General features: G+C 57.1%; 13 protein-coding genes and 1 tRNA gene. 3 read left to right on the plus strand and 11 right to left on the minus strand.

The genetic code is table 11. The annotated features are described in order from the left end of the window. Positions 1-37: 37 nt before the first annotated feature. From ACYZTS_RS09700 to ACYZTS_RS09710, 3 genes are all read right to left on the minus strand, one after another. Complete coding sequence (locus ACYZTS_RS09700) at positions 38-832, minus strand: carbon-nitrogen hydrolase family protein (protein WP_028621526.1); 795 nt, start codon at positions 830-832, stop codon at positions 38-40. Between the two features lie 12 nt (positions 833-844). Continuing rightward, complete coding sequence (locus ACYZTS_RS09705; RefSeq protein ID WP_028621525.1) at positions 845-2,527, minus strand: flavin monoamine oxidase family protein; 1,683 nt, start codon at positions 2,525-2,527, stop codon at positions 845-847. Positions 2,528-2,765: 238 nt separating this feature from the next. Beyond that, the gene (locus ACYZTS_RS09710; RefSeq protein ID WP_028621524.1) at positions 2,766-3,227 is read right to left on the minus strand and encodes an Lrp/AsnC family transcriptional regulator; all 462 of its coding nucleotides are present in this window, start codon (positions 3,225-3,227) and stop codon (positions 2,766-2,768) included. A 157-nt stretch (positions 3,228-3,384) separates the two neighbouring features. Here ACYZTS_RS09710 and ACYZTS_RS09715 point away from each other — a divergent pair, with 157 nt between their 5' ends. Beyond that, positions 3,385-4,038, plus strand: coding sequence for a peptidase M41 (locus ACYZTS_RS09715; protein WP_461995593.1), 654 nt, complete (start codon positions 3,385-3,387; stop codon positions 4,036-4,038). Between the two features lie 83 nt (positions 4,039-4,121). Here the strand turns inward: ACYZTS_RS09715 and ACYZTS_RS09720 are convergent, their stop codons facing one another. From ACYZTS_RS09720 to ACYZTS_RS09730, 3 genes are all read right to left on the minus strand, one after another. Further along, a complete protein-coding gene (locus ACYZTS_RS09720) occupies positions 4,122-4,409 on the minus strand; it encodes a DUF3077 domain-containing protein (protein WP_461995594.1) in 288 nt (95 codons plus the stop codon). Between the two features lie 437 nt (positions 4,410-4,846). Continuing rightward, on the minus strand, positions 4,847-5,704 hold the full coding sequence (locus ACYZTS_RS09725; protein WP_461995596.1) for a phosphate/phosphite/phosphonate ABC transporter substrate-binding protein: 858 nt from the start codon (positions 5,702-5,704) through the stop codon (positions 4,847-4,849). An 8-nt stretch (positions 5,705-5,712) separates the two neighbouring features. Then, complete coding sequence (locus tag ACYZTS_RS09730) at positions 5,713-8,037, minus strand: bifunctional diguanylate cyclase/phosphodiesterase (RefSeq protein WP_461995598.1); 2,325 nt, start codon at positions 8,035-8,037, stop codon at positions 5,713-5,715. Between the two features lie 483 nt (positions 8,038-8,520). Between ACYZTS_RS09730 and ACYZTS_RS09735 the strand changes: the two genes are divergently transcribed. Then, positions 8,521-8,826, plus strand: coding sequence for a helix-turn-helix domain-containing protein (locus ACYZTS_RS09735; RefSeq protein ID WP_028621520.1), 306 nt, complete (start codon positions 8,521-8,523; stop codon positions 8,824-8,826). 62 nt (positions 8,827-8,888) lie between these two features. Here the strand turns inward: ACYZTS_RS09735 and ACYZTS_RS09740 are convergent. From ACYZTS_RS09740 to rpsU, 5 genes are all read right to left on the minus strand, one after another. Continuing rightward, a tRNA-Ile gene (locus ACYZTS_RS09740) sits at positions 8,889-8,965 on the minus strand. A gap of 15 nt (positions 8,966-8,980) precedes the next feature. Continuing rightward, the gene (locus ACYZTS_RS09745) at positions 8,981-12,727 is read right to left on the minus strand and encodes a bifunctional diguanylate cyclase/phosphodiesterase (RefSeq protein ID WP_461995600.1); all 3,747 of its coding nucleotides are present in this window, start codon (positions 12,725-12,727) and stop codon (positions 8,981-8,983) included. A gap of 123 nt (positions 12,728-12,850) precedes the next feature. Continuing rightward, the gene (rpoD, locus tag ACYZTS_RS09750; RefSeq protein ID WP_028621518.1) at positions 12,851-14,695 is read right to left on the minus strand and encodes an RNA polymerase sigma factor RpoD; all 1,845 of its coding nucleotides are present in this window, start codon (positions 14,693-14,695) and stop codon (positions 12,851-12,853) included. A 67-nt stretch (positions 14,696-14,762) separates the two neighbouring features. After that, complete coding sequence (gene dnaG / locus ACYZTS_RS09755; protein ID WP_461995602.1) at positions 14,763-16,739, minus strand: DNA primase; 1,977 nt, start codon at positions 16,737-16,739, stop codon at positions 14,763-14,765. A 480-nt stretch (positions 16,740-17,219) separates the two neighbouring features. Continuing rightward, the gene (gene rpsU, locus ACYZTS_RS09760) at positions 17,220-17,435 is read right to left on the minus strand and encodes a 30S ribosomal protein S21 (RefSeq protein ID WP_002551877.1); all 216 of its coding nucleotides are present in this window, start codon (positions 17,433-17,435) and stop codon (positions 17,220-17,222) included. Positions 17,436-17,634: 199 nt separating this feature from the next. Between rpsU and tsaD the strand changes: the two genes are divergently transcribed. Continuing rightward, entirely contained in the window at positions 17,635-18,660 is a 1,026-nt protein-coding gene (gene tsaD / locus ACYZTS_RS09765) for a tRNA (adenosine(37)-N6)-threonylcarbamoyltransferase complex transferase subunit TsaD (RefSeq protein WP_028621516.1), read from the plus strand. Positions 18,661-18,671 lie beyond the last annotated feature (11 nt).

Raw genomic sequence — 18,671 nt, forward strand, 5'->3', positions numbered from 1 at the left:
GAACAGGGAAGCGCTCATGCTAGCGGATAACGATGGATCAGCGCTTGTTCAGCTCGCCATAAAGCTCCGGGCGACGATCCTGCAAATACCGATTGGCTGCCCGGGAATTGTCCATCAACTGACGATCCAGCTCCCCGACAATCAGCGCTTCATCCAGCCCGGCCAAGGCGATTTGACTGCCATCCGGCGCGGCGATGCTGCTTTGGCCGCAATAGTGAATGTCGTCTTCATGCCCGCAGTAGTTGGCGTAAGCCACGTAACACTGGTTTTCAAAAGCCCGGGAGCGCACGGTGACGTCGGCCACAAAATCATAGGGCACCATGTTCGCGGTCGGCACCACAATCAGCTCGGCGCCGGCCAATGCCAGCCGGCGTGCGTTTTCCGGAAACTCCAGGTCGTAGCAGATCAGAAAACCGATCTTCCAACCGTTGAGTTCCACCAATGGCAAGTCAACGCTACCGGCGCTGAACATCGACCGATCCAGATCCCCGAACAGATGACTTTTGCGGTAATTGCACAGACGCTCGCCGTGGGCATCGATCAATTGCACCGAGTTGTAAATTTGCCCGTCTTCGGTACGCTCGGGATAGCCATAGGCAATCGCCAGCCCGGCCGACCGCGCAATGCGGCCGATCTGTTGCGCCCATTCGCCGTTGTAGACCTCCGCCAATACATTCACCGCATCGGGGCCGATGTTATAGCCCGTCAGAAACATCTCCGGCAGTACCAACAGATCGGCGCCTTTGGCTTCCAGCGCCACCTGATGCAAACGGTGCAGGTTGCCGGGCGGATCAAGGGGCAGCGGTGGGCATTGGTAAAGGGCTACACGCATTTCAAATTCCTCTTACTCGGGCAGGGCGATCGGGCCGATCTCGTTGAACATATCTCCTGGACCCGGGTTCTCGGCGTGAGTTTCACCGCCGAAGTGTTTCATGATCCCCCACACCGCATTGAGCGAAGTCTGGACCGCGCCTTCCACCCACGCCGGTGTCCATGAAACGTCGTCGCCAGCGATGAAAATCCCGCGCTGTTCGGCCGGCATGTCGTCCTGCATGAAGTGAGCATACATGCGTTGGTTGTAGCGGTAGTGGCCGGGCAGGGCGCCTTTGAATGCGCCGAGGAAGTGCGGGTCGGCTTCCCATGACACGGTGATCGGATCGCCAATGATCCGTGCGGCGATGTCGACTTTCGGGTAGATTTTTTTCAGTGCGTCCAGTGCCAGTTTCACGCGTTTTTCCACCGGGTGCGGAAGCATCTTCAGCGCATCGCTCATCCACGAATACGACAGGCAAATCACTCCCGGTTTGTTGTCGCCGTTGTCGAACAGGTAGGTGCCGCGGGTCAGGCGGTCAGTGAGGGTCATGCTCATCAAATCGCGGCCGGTTTCCGGATCCTTGTCTTTCCAGAATGGCCGGTCGACCATCACGAAAGTTTTCGACGACTGCATGTAACGCGTGCGGTCGAGGGCCATCCACATCTTTTGCGAGAACAGGCTTTCGTCGCATTCGATCTGGGTGGTCAGCAGCCAGCTCTGGCAGGTGGTCAGGACGGCTGCGTACTCGCGGGTGTCGCCATAATTATCGGTAATCGTGAAGCGACCGTCTGGTGCATGGGCGATTTTTTTCACCCCGGAACGCGGCGCGCCGCGATGCAGCGAGCTCAGGCTGGTGCCTTCTGGCCAATGCACGCAGCGTTCCGGGACGTGACGCCAGATGCCCAGCGGCACTTGCTCAACGCCGCCGACCACCAGGTGCTGGTGATCATCGCAGTTGGTCATGACCACGCGGAAGATTTCCAGCATTGAGTTAGGGAAGTCCGAATCCCAGCCGCCGGTGCCAAAACCGACCTGACCAAACACTTCACGGTGATGGAACGAGAGCTTGGCGAAGGCTTTGGAGGTGGCGACAAAATCGTAGAACGTGCGGTCATCCCACAGCGGAACCAGGGTGTTCCACAATTCCTTGAGGCGTGGAACGTCGCGGTCGCGGATCGCTTGCTGGATATCGGAGAATTGCGAACCGGCCTCAAGTGCATCCGCCCAGGCGTCGGCCACTTCCTGGAACAGAGCAGGAAGATCCGCCAGCTTTTGTGCGTAATGAGTCTTGCCTTCGATGTCGATCACGGTGCTGCCGGAAGCCGGAGTCAGCGGGTTCGGGAAAGGCTTGGTCTCAAGACCGAGTTTATCGACGTAATGATAGAACGCGGTGGATGAGACCGGAAAACGCATGCCGCCGAGTTCGGCAATGATGCCTTCGGCGCCATTGAATGCCTGGGAACGCAAGCGGCCGCCCATCTTGGAAGCTTCATAGACGACGGGCTTGAGGCCAATCTTCATCAGTTCATAAGCGGCCACCAAACCGGCGATGCCCGCGCCGACGATTGCCACTTCAGCGCCGTGGTGGTGGGCCGGAATGCTGCCGATGCCGGCGGGGTGCTCAATCCAGGTGTCGAAAGCGAACGGGAAGTCCGGGCCAAAAACGGTGACTGGCTTTTTACCGTCTGCAGGATGGCGATTGTTCTTGTTCATGGCTGACCTTGCTGGCGACCGGACGCGGAGTACGCGTCTGAGTATAGGAAAAGATGGCAGCCATTTTAGATAGCGCAGCGCACGTTAATAAGACGCAATGTGTCGTCGTTTTGCTCAATAAGCAAAAGAAGTGACGATCGCAGACTGCACAATGATCAAAATGTGGGAGCGGGCTTGCTCGCGAATGCGTGATCGAATCGACGGTGATGCCGACTGAGACTCCCACAGAAGACCGTGTTCAAACTGGCTGCCCCCGATCAATCTTGCTGCTCAAAATGATCGAAGTCGTGGTTTTCTCCACCCCATCCACGCTGCCGATCTGGTCCAGCAGTTGATCCAGCTGCTCCGGCGAATCCGTTCGCAGCCACGCCACATAATCAAATTCGCCACTTACAGCACACAACTGCTGAACCTGCGCCATGGCGCTTAATCGCCGTAATACTTCCTTGCCCGAGCGCGGCTGAACCGTGATCCCGACATACGCTTGCAACCCGCCATCCACCACTCGCTGGCCCAAACGCACGCCGTAACCGGTGATGACCCTGGACTTTTCCAGTCGGGCAAGTCGCGACGTGACGGTGGTGCGGGCGATGCCCAATTGCCGCGCAAGCATGGCCACACTCTCGCGGGCGTTGATTTGCAGGGCGGCGATCAGTTGACGATCGATTTCGTCGAGGACGGGCGGGCGCAAGTCAGGCAAGGGTGGCTCCAGCGGCACTTATCAATGGTTCAGCATGTTACAGGGACATTCCGGGTCGCGGTCGTTGGTCTAGCCTTATGACCGTTCATGCCATTCTTACCTGCGACAATTAGCCATAAGTCATCAGGGACCAAGGCTGCTACGTGAGGCGATGGATATGACCAACAAGATGCCATCCGCTGTGCGGGATCGCGCAGTGCAGATCGCCAATCACGAAATGGCGCACTACGTGGTGGCTCGCGGATTGGGGTTTGAAACGGGCGGCGTGAGCCTGACAGTTACCATGGACCTGAGGCACCGTGGCGGCGCGGCCGTCACCGTCGCGCGACCCATCGTGTCGATTGAGGACATGAAGGCGTATTTGGAGGCGCGAGTGATGGTCCTGTTCGCCGGTGTAATGGGACAAACGCTTTCCGCCAGAAGCGCGACGGGCAAACGCGTCGACAAGGCGCAAGCGCTCGCCTTCCTGCGAGGAGAATTTGGCGCGGAAAAGGACTACGCAAAAATCAGAGAGCTCCTGCATCTGCTGCGCAATATCGAACATCCCGACACGGATCCTGCATCGTCCCGGCTGCTGACGGCGGAGCTCAAGGCGATCAATGATTCCCTCTGGCTGCGTGCGCAGAATATCGTCGACAGACTGGCTGAGACGATCCTCGAGTTGGCAAGCAGGCTGGTAGAGGGCATGACGCTGGTGGAGCAATGGGGCAGGGCGGCGGATACGTACGAAGTTGTGATGACGCGGGAAGCACTTGAGGGCCTGGGGCTGGTGCGGGCGATTCCGTTGCTGGCGGGTTCGCACGATGCGTAGTCGCTGGCGACCTGGCTTTGCTTTGCGCGACTGAGCCACACTTGGCGATCAACGCCAAGGTGGGCTCAGCGATTTATAAGCGTTTAGCTTGGTTGATCCGGTCTGCGGTCGAGCACTTTCGCGACATCGTCGATGACGGCTTTACTCATCGACATTAGATAGTGTGAGGCCAAGGCGTGGCGATCCGTGTCTGTAGCGTAAGCCGCGTCTACAGCAAATGCCTTGGCGAGAAACAGGAAGTTAGATGCCTGAGCCAATGCTTCAGCGAGGGGCACGCCGCGGTTGACGCGAAAAAGCGGCTGGTCCGAGCAGTACAGGAAAGGGGTGAGGCCGATGGTTTTTAACGATTCGGGCGGATTTGTGGTGGTCATCGTCTAGCTCCTAATTTGAAGAGTGCTGTCAGATTCGTTTCCAAGCGAATGGGTGACAGCTGTGCACGGGTTGGAAAACCGGAAAATTAGGAAACCGGCACGCCCGAGGACGTCCCGCGCACAGCCGCCATAACTTATGAGCAAACGAATATCGCTCAAATCACGGAGGGTGCTGGTGCAGCTAATTTCGACGGGTTTCCAAGCCCAATCGCTGAATCGTCAGCGATCTCTGGAGAGTATCCCGTCAAAGAAAAGCGCCACAAGGCGGCAAAGTGCCCAGCCACGAGATTCGGAGTTTGCCTACAAGGTCCGCAGGCGTCATCCGATATTTCGGCACCTTAAGTAAACGAAACTAAACGTAAGGCGCAAACAGACCGTATAGGCATCAATCTTCGGTGAGGTAATCCGTGTCCAAAGTGCGCATGGCATCCCCAACGTCACAATGACCCACTCGCTGACTGCATCATCCGCACCAGTGAGGAATACTCCGCGTAGCCGACCGGCACGATACCGGACGCATGTTGCGAGTCGAAGAAGGAGGCTAATTTCTCTGGGTTGTTCAACATGGCATTTCGGATTTGCTGCTTCAGCCCGGAGCACACCGTGCCACTGAATACGAAGGGATCATAATAGATTGGCTGTGAACGCCAGAGCACTTGCAAGGTGCCTTGCTGGATGCGCCCGTTGTTCAGATAGGCGTCCGCTTGCACACTTGAAACAAAGGCGGCGTCCACCTTACGATCCAACAACGCGTCCAATGATTTGTCATGGGATCCGGAATAAACAACCGAGCTAAAGAATTCCGTAAGCGGCTGATTAATCTTTTCCGAGAACTCAGCCATGGGTACAACACCACCGGATGTGCTGGCTGGATCGCTCAGCGCGACGCGCTTCTGACGAAGGGTTTCGATATCAACGGCGCCATCGCTTCGCGCTAGCAGCAGCGCCTGGTAATGATGGCCTGCTGAGGTGAAGTATCCGTGGCTGATTGTAAGGCTCGCGAACGGCTCGATACGCGGATCACGTTGGTACGCCAAGACGTAGGAAGCAGGTCCCAGCCAGGCAATATCTACGCCTCCGGAAACGATGGCATCGACAACGCTTTCGTAAGAGGAGGAGGGGACGATTTCCACCGGCATTCTTAACGCTGTACTGAGTAACTCGATCAGTGGCTGATGTTCACGCAGTAGCTCGTCCATACTTTTCTTCGGAATGACTGCCAGGCGCAAGCTTTGTTGAGTGCACTGGGCATGCGCTGTGGTGCTGAGAAACAACACCGCCAGAGCAACGGCCAACAACTTCCTTACACGCATGTGTTTTCCACCAAATTCATAAAGGGGGCGTATTCGTTGAGTTGTTGCACGGAAAGGGGACGGCTGAAGTGATAACCCTGGGCGATATCACAGCCCGCGAGCTTTAGGCATACGACTTGCTGCCGGGTCTCCACACCTTCGGCCACAACCTCAAGACCCAAGCGTTTGGCCAGGATGATGGTCGAGGTCACGATAGGACTGTCATCGGGGCTGTTGGACAGTGGGGCAATCAGCGAACGATCGATCTTTAATGTGGTGAGGGGTAGCGATTGCAGGTGGGCAAAGCCTGCGTAACCCTTTCCAAAGTCATCAAGACTCACGTTCATGCCTGCTCGGCGCAGGCGATGAAGGTGTTCGATGGCCTGGCCTTCGACATCCAATAGCGTGGTCTCTGTGATTTCCAGTTCCAGACAGCCCGGCTCAATGTCGAAGCGCGACAACTCGTCGAGCACCCGAGTACTGAAATCTGACTGCCGCAGTTGTATGGCAGACACATTGATGGCTATTCGAACCTGTCGTCCTTGCGACTGCCAAAGCGCCAGGTTTTCGCATGCCAGGCGCAACACTTCCCAGCCGAGCTCGACAATAAATCCGCTGCGCTCTGCCAACGAAATGAAGCGGTCTGGAAAGAGCAGTCCGAACTCAGGATGTTCCCACCTGACTAGCGCTTCGTACCCAACAACGAGCAATGAGTCCAAACGAATTTTTGGCTGATAGTGAAGGATAAACTGTCGCTCATTCAGTGCCGCGCTGAACGCCTGCTCCAAACTGAATTCTTCTACGTCCGCTACATTGAGTGACGGGTCGAAAAAGCGGTACTGCCCACGGCCGGCGCGTTTGGCGGAGTACATCGCCGCATCAGCACTGCGAATCAAACCATCGATCTCCTGCCCATCACGAGGACAAATGCTGACGCCGACGCTAGGGCTAGTGGTCAACTCATGTTCGTTAAGTGAATAGATCGCTGACAACTTCGCCACCAGACCCTTGGTCCAGATATCGATCTGTTCTTCACTGCGTTCTCCTGCAAGCAGGACGACAAATTCGTCGCCGCCAAACCGGGCTGCTTCATCATCGGGCTCCAGCATCCGACTTATGCGACCGGCAACAGCCTGCAAAAGCAAGTCACCAACTTTGTGGCCCAAGGAGTCATTGATCGATTTAAAACGATCCATGTCGATGAATAGAATGGCAGCAAGCCGGCGATTGGCGCGCTGGCGGGTGAGAGTGCTATTCGCGACCTCTAGAAATTGCCGGCGATTGTGAAGCCCACTCAAATGGTCCGTAGCGGCAGCGTGACTACTTCGCCGATGTTCTTCCTCCAGTTTTTCGATTAGCTGCTGATTAAATCGCTGAGCCTCCTCTAATGCATTAAACGCTTCCTGGCGTTTTCCCAGCACCCGCAGCGTCCAAAACAAGCTGCCCAAAAGCAGAAGTGTCATGCACAGGTTCAGCCACAGCTGTCGCCGATAGGTGAGCTTGGAGGCCGCAAGAATTTCCTCTTCCGCTTGGCTGACCACCACGCTAAAACCTCTCTGAGGAACCCGCCGATACATGCTTTGGTGCGTGGTATCGCCCGCAAATTGTGTGAGCTTGCCAGTAACATCTCCACTAAGCGGCAGAGCAGGTCTCATCTGAAGTTCAGAAGCAACAACGCCACTGCTGTTAATGCGTAGGCGTTCCTGACCTTCGCTGTCGAGCAAGCGCAGGATGCCGCTTTGTCCCAGATCGATATGTTCAAAAAGTGCTGCGAGATATCCCACGTCCAGCTGCACGACAAGAATGCTGTTCATCTTCCCTGTGGATGAGTCGATAAGTGGAAGCAGGAATGGAATGCGCCAGTTTGGCACCAGGGTTTTATTGCGCGGCTGTGGGGATACCGGGAGCACAGCTTTGAAACCGTAGGACTCGGCATGCCGTTTCAGTTGGGTTAGCCAGCCTGCCGGCAACTGCCGGGATTCATCTGAATGGCTCGCCGAAATCAACATCCCCTCGCTGTCGTAGATGCTCATGCGTTTGAGCACAGGGTCTTCAGCAAGCATTCTTACCAACCCGTCGCGACGTTGACCCAGATCTTCAATGTCGGTGCGTGTCACTCTGCCGATCGCTTGGGCGCGGTCGACTAGTTGACGAAGATTTTCCGCCGCAATGGTGGCCAGGTTGAGATGTTCTGCGGATTTTGCGGAGAGGGCTTCGTTGGCGGAGGCGGCTTTCTGCTGGAAGTACAACGTCCAGAGAAATATCAGTGTCGCCGCGCACAGAGTCATGAGCAGTGATTGCAAGAAGCTTAGTGAGGAGAACGATCGACGGATCACGCGGCTTCTAATTTTTCAGGGTGGCATCAAATTGGCATCATGTCATTTCAAAACGATGACACCTGAATTTTGTGGTTAGGCGTCGTTGCTCCGCCTCATCGTTGTACCCATTATGTCTTGGCTCCAATGAATGCTACCCGGCTTCGTTGTTAGATGGGTCAAATGCCCAATCAGAAATTGACGCTAACATTTTCATCGAAGGATCAACGTGTGCGCACAGTTCTGCTGACCTAGAGTATTCCCTTGAGATCATATTCCTTGGGTGACATATTGCATGGGCTGGGAGATCGAATACACGGATGAATTTGGTCATTGGTGGACGAAATTGAGTGCGAAGGAGCAGGCCTCCGTATCGGCCAGCGTCGATTTGCTGGGAATGTTCGGACCGGGACTGGGATATCCGCATAGCAGCGATACAGGTCCCGATTGCGGAAGAATTGTATGACGAGCATTTAGCTTTATTGCTTAAAGAGGGCCGTAATGATGGCTAAAAAATTTGCAGAGCTTCAATCTCGTATGACTCCAGAGTCTCGCGCCGAGGCAGGGCAGTTACTGCAGCAGCATTTGACGGAAATGCCTCTGCATGAGCTGCGTAAGGCGCAGGAGTTGAGCCAGGAAACGCTGGCGAAGACGTTGCACGTCAACCAGGCAGCCATCTCCAGAATGGAGCGGCGCACGGACATGTATATCAGCACGTTGCGAAACTACATCCGCGCTATGGGCGGTGAACTGGAGATCATTGCCACCTTTCCCGAAGGGCAGGTCAGGATCGAGAATTTCGCGAACTGAGCGCTTGGCTGAAGCATTCTTCAGACACGAAAAAGCCGCGCATCTAGCGCGGCTTTCTTGTTTGGTGGGCCCACACGGACTCGAACCGTGGACCAAAGGATTATGAGTCCTCTGCTCTAACCAACTGAGCTATAGGCCCTCAGTAGGCCGCGGATTATAGCGACGGTTTCTCGGCTGTGCTATCCGAAAAATCCATTACCTTTGTACGAAGAAACGTCGCAGCGAATTCTTCGGCGGGCAAGGGCACGCTGACGATGTAGCCCTGAATCTGTTCACAGCCCTGTGCCGCGAGGAATTGTTGCTGCGCCTGGGTCTCGACGCCCTCGGCGATCACCGTGAATTGCATGCTTCGGCCCAGCGCAATAATCGCGCGAACGATCGCCGCATCGTGGGGATCGTCCGGCAACCCGCGGACGAAAGACTGATCTATCTTGAGGATGTCCAGCGGCAGGCGTTTGAGATAACTCAGGGACGAATACCCTGTGCCGAAGTCGTCGATTGCCAATTGCACGCCCAGGTGTTTGAGCTGATGCAGCACCGTCAGCGCTTCCTCGGCCTGGCTCATGATGAAATTTTCAGTAATTTCCAGTTGCAACAAATCAGGTTGAAGGCCGTTGTCCTTGAGCAGTTGTTCGATTCGCCCCAGCAGGTTTGGCTGACGTAACTGCGCGCCAGCGAGGTTGACCGACAGCGGCCCAAGGCTTTCGTAGCGTAAATTCCATTCGAACATTTGCCGGCAAGCGGTCTCGAGAACCCAGTCGCCGATCTGCAGAATCATGCCGTTTTCTTCGGCCAGGTGGATGAAGTGCTCGGGCGGTACATCACCGAGGGTCGGATGCCGCCAGCGGACCAAGGCCTCTGCACCCACCAGACGGTGGTCGGCCAGGCTTATTTTTGGCTGATAGTGCAACAGCAATTCATTGCGCTCGATGGCCCGTCGCAGTTCATGTTCCAGCGCCACGCGTTCGCTGGCCTGGGCCGTGAGATCGCGCGTGTAGCTCTCGACACGGTTGCGACCTTTGGCTTTGGAGCGATACATCGCCGCGTCGGCGTTCTTGACCAGCGTGGCGACATCACAGCCGTCCTTGGGATACAGACTGGTGCCGATGCTGGCGCTGATGAAAAACTCATGCTCGCCGGCCTGGAAGGGCGCGCAGAAGCAGTTGAGCAATTTGGTCGCGATGTGGTCAGCATCGCTGGGTTGCTGCAAGCCGGGCAGCAGAATGATGAACTCATCGCCGCCCAATCGCGCGACTGTATCGATATCGCGCAACTGGTCCTTCAGGCGCACCGCGATGCCTTTGAGCAGCAGATCGCCGACCGGATGGCCGAGGCTATCGTTGATGTGTTTGAAGCGATCCAGGTCGAGGAACAGCACCGCGCCTTGGCCACCGTTTTCCTGCTGATGGGTCAGAGCGGTCTGCAGTCGGCTCTCGAACAGGGTGCGGTTTGGCAGCCCCGTCAGCGGGTCGTGATGCGCCTGGTAATCGAGTTTGGCCTGCGCGTGCTTGAGGCTGGAAATGTCTGCAAACACCGCGACAAAATGGGTAATGAATTTGTCTCGATTGCGCACCGCGCTGATGGTCAGCCAGCTCGGATAGAGTTCGCCGTTCTTGCGCCGGTTGGAAATTTCACCCTGCCAGTGACCTTCGGCCGTCAGCTGATGCCACATGGCTGCGTAGAAAGCACTGTCATGCAAACCTGAAGCGAGCAGGCGGGGCGTGTGCCCAAGCGCCTCGCATTCGCTGTAGCCAGTGATCTCCGTGAAGGCACGGTTGACCGCGCTGATGTGCTGCTGAGTATCGGTGATGAGGACGCCCTCGGCAGTGCTCTCGAATACGGTCGCGGCTTGTTGCAGTTTTTCCTGCATCAAGTGTCGTTCGGTGATGTCCCGTGCGATGGTCAGCATGCAGTCGTCGTCGCCAATCGGCAGCGGACGACTGGATACCTCGCAGAGACGAATCTGCCCGTCGCTGCGGCGAATGTGGCAGGTGAAGTCGCGAACGAAGCCGTCCCGATGCAGCAGGTCGAGCATCTGCTTGCGTTCGTTGAGGTTGACCCAGATCCCCAATTCCAGCGCCGAGCGATCCACCGACATGGCGCTGTTGAAGCCGGTGAGGCGGCTGAACCCTTCATTCACTTCCAGCAGTAAACCGTCGCTCTGCCGTGACAGCAGCAAACCGTCGGGCGAGGCGTGGAAAGCCTTGGCGAATTTTTCCTCGGAGGTTTGCAGTTGCTGCTGGGTTTCCTTGAGCTGGCTGATGTCTCGCACCACCACGACCAGCGCTGGTGTCGTGTCGAGGTCGAACGGTTCGGCGGAGATCAGGCCGGTGAACAACTGGCCGTTGTTGCGGCGAAAGGGCATCTCCAGATTGCGAATACTGCCGGCCTGCAAGCGTTGAAGCAGGCCCGGCCCGACGCCGGGTACGCCCCAGATATTGAGATCGGTGGCGGTGTGGCCGACGACTACCCCGGCACTGAGGCCGATCTGCTCTTCGAACGCTTCGTTGACCTCCATCAGGCAACCGTCGCAGAGCCGCGCAATCACCAGGATGTCCGGGCACTGCTGGAAGACCGAGGCAAATTTCTGCTCGGATAGCCGCAATGCCTCTTCCGTGCGTTTGGCTTCGCTGATGTCGATCATCAGCCCGCGCATCACCGGTTCATGCCCATGCTCGATCAGGCTGACGATGTCACGCACCCACAGGCAACGGCCATCCGCAGTGATCACCCGGTAATCGAGCGAATGGTCGCGACCGGCCAATACCTCGCGATCACAGAAACTCTGCGCGCGGGTGAGGTCAGCAGGGTGAATGATGTTGCGCCAGAAGCCGGGAATCAGCCAGTGAGACAGCGGGTAGCCCAGCAGTTGTTCTGCGTGCGGCGACACATAGCTGTAGGTGAAGTCGGTGATTCGCGCTTCCCAGGCAATCGCGGAAAGACTCTCCACCAATCCGCGATAGTGATATTCGCTGCTGCGAAGTTCTTGCTCCAGATCCACGCGCCGAGCGATTTCCGAGGACAACCGGCGGTTGATACGAATAACTACTGCCAGCATCGTGATCAGTATGAGCAGCCCCGGTACTCCGTAGACAAGCAAGTCCGACCAGAACCTCCGATGATCAAGTACGTTACCAACCCAGTGTTCCTGAATGGCGCTGATTTCAGCGGGTGTCATGTCTGCCAGCACTTTGTCCAGAATGCCGACCAGTATCTTGTTCTTCCGAGGGACACCCATTGCCAGTTGATAGCGATACGGTGTTTCGCCGCTGACGTACAACCCGTCGAGCTTTAGCTGGCGCAGACTCCAGACGCTGGAGGCGAGATCGCCGACCACTGCGTCCACTTCGTCGGTGGCCAACGCCTGCAAAGCCGAGCTGACGTTGGGCATGGCTACCAGATTCAGGTCGGGGTGATGCGTTCGTAGCAGTTCGTGGGGCGCGTAATTGTTAACAACGGCAATTTTCAGACCGTACAGATCCTCCAGTTTGCGCGGCTGCGGACCGCCAACGTGGGCAAGAATGACGATCGGAAAATCCAGATAAGGCCGTGTAAACGACAAGAAATTCTGGCGTTCGGGCGTCGACATGACGCCGGGCAACAGGTCGATTTTGCCCTCTTTGGCTTGTTGCAACACGACAGTCCAGCTAACCGGCTCGATAGGTGTGAGCTTGACGGCCAAGCGCTGACGAATCTGGTTGATGTAATCCGCCGCGAGGCCTTGGTAAAGACCCTGTTCATCGCGAAATTCGAAAGGTGGCCAGGATGCGTCAACACCCAGTCGCAAATCCGGGTGAGCTGCCAGCCAGCGACGTTCTTCGTCCGTCAGGGTCAGTGCGTCAGCCGTTGCGGTCCAGGTCATCATCGACAGCAAAACAAGCACGGTCGGCACTCTGGGCATAACGGTCTCGTTACGGCGCGGGGGAATGCTTCGAGTGTAGACGGGCAATCAGGAGGGGGTGGAGCGAGGGGGCATTTAATCTTTGAAAAGCAAAACCCCCGGTTTGGGCCGGGGGTTTTTTGATCACTCGTCGAGGAAGGAGCGCAGATGCTCGCTTCTCGTCGGGTGGCGCAGCTTGCGCAGCGCCTTGGCTTCGATCTGACGAATCCGCTCACGGGTAACGTCGAACTGCTTACCAACCTCCTCAAGGGTGTGGTCGGTATTCATGTCGATACCGAAACGCATGCGCAGTACCTTGGCTTCACGGGCAGTGAGGCCGGACAGCACTTCGCGAGTCGCTTCTTTAAGGCTCTCAACAGTGGCGACATCGATTGGCGACTGCATGGTCGAGTCTTCGATGAAGTCACCCAGATGGGAGTCTTCGTCATCACCGATCGGGGTTTCCATGGAGATCGGCTCTTTAGCGATCTTCAACACCTTGCGGATTTTGTCCTCAGGCATTTCCATGCGTTCGCCCAGCTCTTCCGGGGTCGGTTCGCGACCCATCTCCTGCAACATCTGCCGGGAAATACGGTTGAGCTTGTTGATCGTCTCGATCATGTGCACCGGAATACGGATGGTGCGGGCCTGGTCGGCGATCGAGCGAGTGATCGCCTGACGGATCCACCAGGTGGCATAAGTCGAGAATTTGTAGCCGCGGCGGTATTCAAACTTGTCTACCGCTTTCATCAAACCGATGTTGCCTTCCTGAATCAGATCGAGGAATTGCAAACCACGGTTGGTGTACTTCTTGGCGATCGAGATCACCAGACGCAAGTTGGCTTCAACCATCTCTTTCTTCGCGCGGCGGGCCTTGGCCTCGCCGATCGACATGCGACGGTTGATGTCCTTGATCTCTGCAATCGTCAAACCGGTTTCGGTTTCAAGCGCAGTCAGCTTCTGCTGGCAACGAATGATGTCCGGCTGCAGGCGACCAATGGCTTCAGCGTATTTGCTTTTGCCTTTGGCCAGCGCATCAGTCCACGTAACGTCTACTTCGTTGCCCGGGAACTGGCGCAGGAAGTCGGCACGCGGCATGCGGGCATCACGAACGCAAAGTTGCATGATCGCGCGCTCTTGCTGACGCAGACGATCCAGGGCACTGCGGACACGCTCGACCAGGCCTTCGAATTGCTTCGGCACCAGCTTGATCGGCATGAACAGCTCAGCCAGGGCCAACAGCTCGGCGATTGCCAGCTTGTTGCCACGACCATGCTTTTTCAGCGCCTTGCGGGTGATTTCCATCTGGTCGGAGACAGCGCCAAAACGCTGTGCTGCGATGACCGGATCGGGTCCGCTTTCGACTTCTTCTTCGTCATCGGTAGCAGTTTCGTCGTCGTCGGTGTCATCGTCCGCTTTCACGGCTTTCGGATCGACTGGCGGCGGCACTTCTGCAGCAGGCGGCGCGATGCCATCGTCCGGGTCGATATAACCGCTCAGGACGTCGGACAGGCGGCCACCTTCGGTGGTGACGCGAGTGTATTCGGAGAGAATATGGTCAACCGTGCCAGGGAAGTGCGCGATTGCGCCCATCACTTCACGGATGCCCTCTTCAATACGCTTGGCGATTTCAATTTCGCCTTCACGTGTGAGGAGCTCTACCGTACCCATTTCGCGCATATACATGCGCACCGGGTCGGTAGTGCGACCAATGTCGGTTTCGACCGCTGCCAACGCTGCTGCTGCCTCTTCGGCCGCGGCTTCGTCGGTATCGGCGTCGGCCAGCATAAGGGAATCCTTATCTGGCGCAACCTCGAATACGTTGATCCCCATGTCGTTGATCATGCGGATGATGTCTTCCACCTGTTCCGGATCTGAAATATCCTCCGGCAGGTGGTCGTTGACCTCCGCGTAAGTCAGGTAACCCTGCTCACGACCAAGTGTGATCAACTCTTTGATACGAGACTGCTGTTGCGCTTTTCCGGACATAACACCCTATCCACTGAAGGTCTTGGCGGGCAAAAAACAAGCCGAGGATTATACCTGAGCTATGACCTCACGCGCCAGTTGAGGTCGGGTTTGATACAGCCATATTGCGTTTTAATAGGTCGCGCATCTGATTTGCGATCTGATTTGCTTCCTCTGCAGTCAATCCAGGCTGCCTGGCTTTTCTGATTAATGCTTCCAGGCTGTTTGTGTTTTGAGCCGCGGATAACCTAGTAATGGTGTCTAAAAACTGTTGTTCAAGGTTGTCGCCATCAATCAGCCATTCCTTTTCCGCCAAAGCTCGGAGCAAACGTCCCTGTTCGGTCCCGTGCCACCGGGCCATCAGCTGAATTGAGTTTAGCTTAGGATTTTTTTGCACGGCCTCGATCAGGGCGACCAGTAACTGAGCGTAAGTGTTGCTTTCATTGGCGAAATGGTTGGCGGTTTCTACTCTGCCAGCCAGGTCGGGATGATGAATCAGTGTGCGCAACGCGATCAGCGTCGGGGCTTCCACGGCTATCGGCGTACGAGGTGCGCGGGGCTGGTCGCGATCGCCGCGCTTGGCGTTCTTGTCCCAGGGTTTCTTGTCCCATTTCTTGCCGCCGGCACCGGGTTTCTTCGGCGTCCACTCCTGCTGCGGCGCGTACATGTCCTGCGCCTGCGGCTGATGGTAGTCGCTGTAGTCCGGCATGGCGTCGTAATCGATGCCCGGATCGTAGGCGGGCGGTGCGTCCTGGGGCGCGCTTTGCACCAGCTGGCTGACGGCATCGCCACTCAGGCCGGTGATCTCCGTCAGGCGCTGGCGCATCAGAATCCGCAGGTTCGCACCCGGAACCTTATCGATCAACGGCGCTGCAAGGGTGGCCATGTGGGCCTTGCCCTCGAGCGAGCGCGGGTCCGATTCTTCGGTCAGCTGCTGGAAGAAATAGTCGGCCAGTGGCTGCGCGTGCTGGTTGATTCGGGCGCGGAAGGCGTCGGTGCCTTCGGAGCGGACCAAGGTATCCGGGTCTTCGCCTTCGGGTAGAAACAGAAACCGCGCCCGCCGCCCGTCTTGCAGGCAGGGCAATGTCGCTTCCAGCGCGCGCCACGCAGCGTTCCGGCCGGCCTGATCGCCATCAAAGCAAAACAGCACGTTGGGCACGACGCGAAACAGTCGCTTCAAATGCTCTTCGCTGGTGGCGGTGCCCAATGTCGCGACGGCGTTGCGCAGGCCCTGCTGTGCCAGGGCGATTACGTCCATGTAGCCTTCGACGACGATGATTTCGTCGAGGTTGCGATTGTTCTTGCGTGCCTCATAAAGGCCATAGAGTTCCTGGCCTTTATGAAATACCGGGGTTTCCGGTGAGTTCAGGTATTTCGGTTTGTCGTCGCCCAGTACCCGTCCGCCAAACGCGATGATGCGCCCGCGGCTGTCGCGGATCGGGAACATCACGCGATCGCGAAAGCGGTCATAGCGTTTGCCGGTCTCGGCATTCTCGATCAACAGGCCAGCATCGACCATGGCTTTCTGCTGCAGGGTGTCGGTGCTCAGATGCTTGAACAGGTTGTCCCAGCCGGGCGGGGCGAAGCCGAGGCCGAAGTCGCGGGCGATCTCGCCGGTCAAGCCGCGGCCCTTCAGGTAATCCACGGCAGCTTTGCGTGACGGATGGGATTTCAGCGCTTGCCGGTAAAATTCGGCCGCGGCAGTGAGCAAAGGGTACAGCGGCGAATCGGTGGGCTGCCGCGGTTTATGCGGGCGGCCGCTTTCTTCGCGGGGGATTTCCATGCCGGCGGCTTTGGCCAGTTCTTCGACAGCCTGGATGAAGTCCAGATTGTCGTGGTCCATCATGAAGCCGAGGGCGTTACCACCAGCGCCGCAGCCAAAGCAATAATAGAACTGCTTGTCCGGGCTGACGCTGAAGGAGGGGGTTTTCTCTTTGTGGAACGGGCAGCAGGCAGTGTAATTCTTGCCGGCTTTTTTCATTTGCAGGCGCGAGCTGACCACATCGACGATGTCGGTGCGGTTCAGAAGGTCGTCAATGAAGCTCTGGGGAATTAGCCCGGCCATGGCGTTCTCGTCATCTGCGCTGTCAGGACCCGTAACGAACGGCGGCCGAACGCGGGTCGGTTTTATAGGCGCGCAAAAAATGCGGCTCGACCAGTGTCGTCTGCGTTATCGCTGTCGGGAAGTGTATCTGCCGAAAATCCACTGACGTTAATACCAATCAGTACTCGACTATTTGAAAGTGTGTCGCCGAATCCGCTGCGGCCAGTCGCTGGCCTCGGATAGCTCATAAGCGGGCACGCAAGCAGGTGCCTTGGGCTGATCGTCGTAAAGAGGAATCAGTGGGTGTGCTCGTCAGTAGCCTTGGAAGGCTCGTCAGAAAAGACGTGCACCGCTGGCAAAAGAGCCAGGTCTGACGCTGTAAAACAGTATGTCTCGGTCGCGTGTGCGGCTTTGACGGTGAAGCATCAAGCGTTGTCCGCAAATGCCATTAGCCCGGCTGAGGGCCGGGCTTGGCAGAAGCTTGCTACGATCGGCTGTGTATTAGTACAGACGAACGGCGCGGCGCTGTTCGCGCTGAACTTTCTTGGCGTGACGCTTAACAGCGGCTGCTGCTTTGCGCTTACGCTCAGAAGTTGGCTTCTCATAAAATTCGCGGCTACGAACTTCAGCCAGTACACCGGCTTTTTCGCAGGAGCGCTTGAAACGACGCAGAGCTACGTCGAAGGGTTCGTTCTCTTTTACTTTGACGGCTGGCATCCAGAGCTACCTTCATTCATTACCGGGGTCAACATCCTCGCGGCAAAAGAGCACTTGAAGACGTCGGTTTTTAAGGGTTGCGGATGTTAACCGCTCATTGACCGGAATGCAAAGCCTCTGATCGAAAACCGCTAGTCGGCGCATCCTGTGGCGACTATTATGCGCGCCTTCGAATTCAGCCTAAACAGGGCGCAAACCCATGCTAGTACTGGGCTTAGAAACTTCCTGCGACGAAACCGGTGTCGCATTGTACGACAGTGAACGCGGCTTGTTGGCCGACGCGCTGTTCAGCCAGATCGACCTGCATCGCGCCTATGGCGGGGTAGTGCCGGAGCTGGCTTCGCGCGATCACGTCAAACGCATGCTGCCCCTGATTCGTCAGGTGCTCGCCGAAGCTGGCTGCGTCCCTACCGAAATTGACGCCATTGCCTACACGGCGGGTCCGGGACTTGTAGGTGCGCTGCTTGTCGGGGCCTCCTGCGCGCAGGCGCTGGCCTTCGCCTGGGGCATTCCGGCGCTCGGCGTGCATCATATGGAAGGGCATTTGCTGGCCCCGATGCTGGAGTCGCAGCCGCCTGAATTCCCGTTCGTCGCTTTGTTGGTTTCGGGTGGTCATACGCAGCTGGTTCAAGTCGACGGGATTGGCCAATACACGCTTTTGGGGGAGACCCTGGATGACGCGGCCGGTGAAGCATTCGACAAGACGGCGAAGATGATGGGGCTCAATTATCCCGGCGGGCCGGAAATTGCCCGTCTGGCGGCGCAGGGCGTTGAAGGACGTTTCGTCTTTCCGCGTCCGATGTGCGATCGCCCTGGCTTGGCTTTCAGCTTCAGCGGCTTGAAAACCTTTGCTTTGAACACCTGGCAACAATGCGTGAGCGCCGGGGACGACAGTGAGCAAGCCCGTTGCGACATCTCGCTGGCGTTCCAGCAGGCCGTGGTGGAGACTTTGACCATCAAGTGCAAGCGAGCCCTGAAACAGGCTGGCATGAAGCGTCTGGTGATCGCTGGGGGCGTCAGCGCCAATAAGGCACTGCGCACTTCGCTGGAGAAAATGCTCGGTGACCTGCGCGGCGATGTTTTTTATGCGCGTCCGGAGTTCTGCACCGATAACGGCGCGATGATCGCTTTTGCCGGTTGTCAGCGTTTACAGGCCGGGCAGCATGAAAGTCTGGCGATCAGCGTGCAGGCCCGCTGGCCCATGGAACAACTGTCGGCGCTGTAGATGAGTGGCAC

The organism is Pseudomonas sp. TMB3-21 (genome assembly GCF_054898145.1).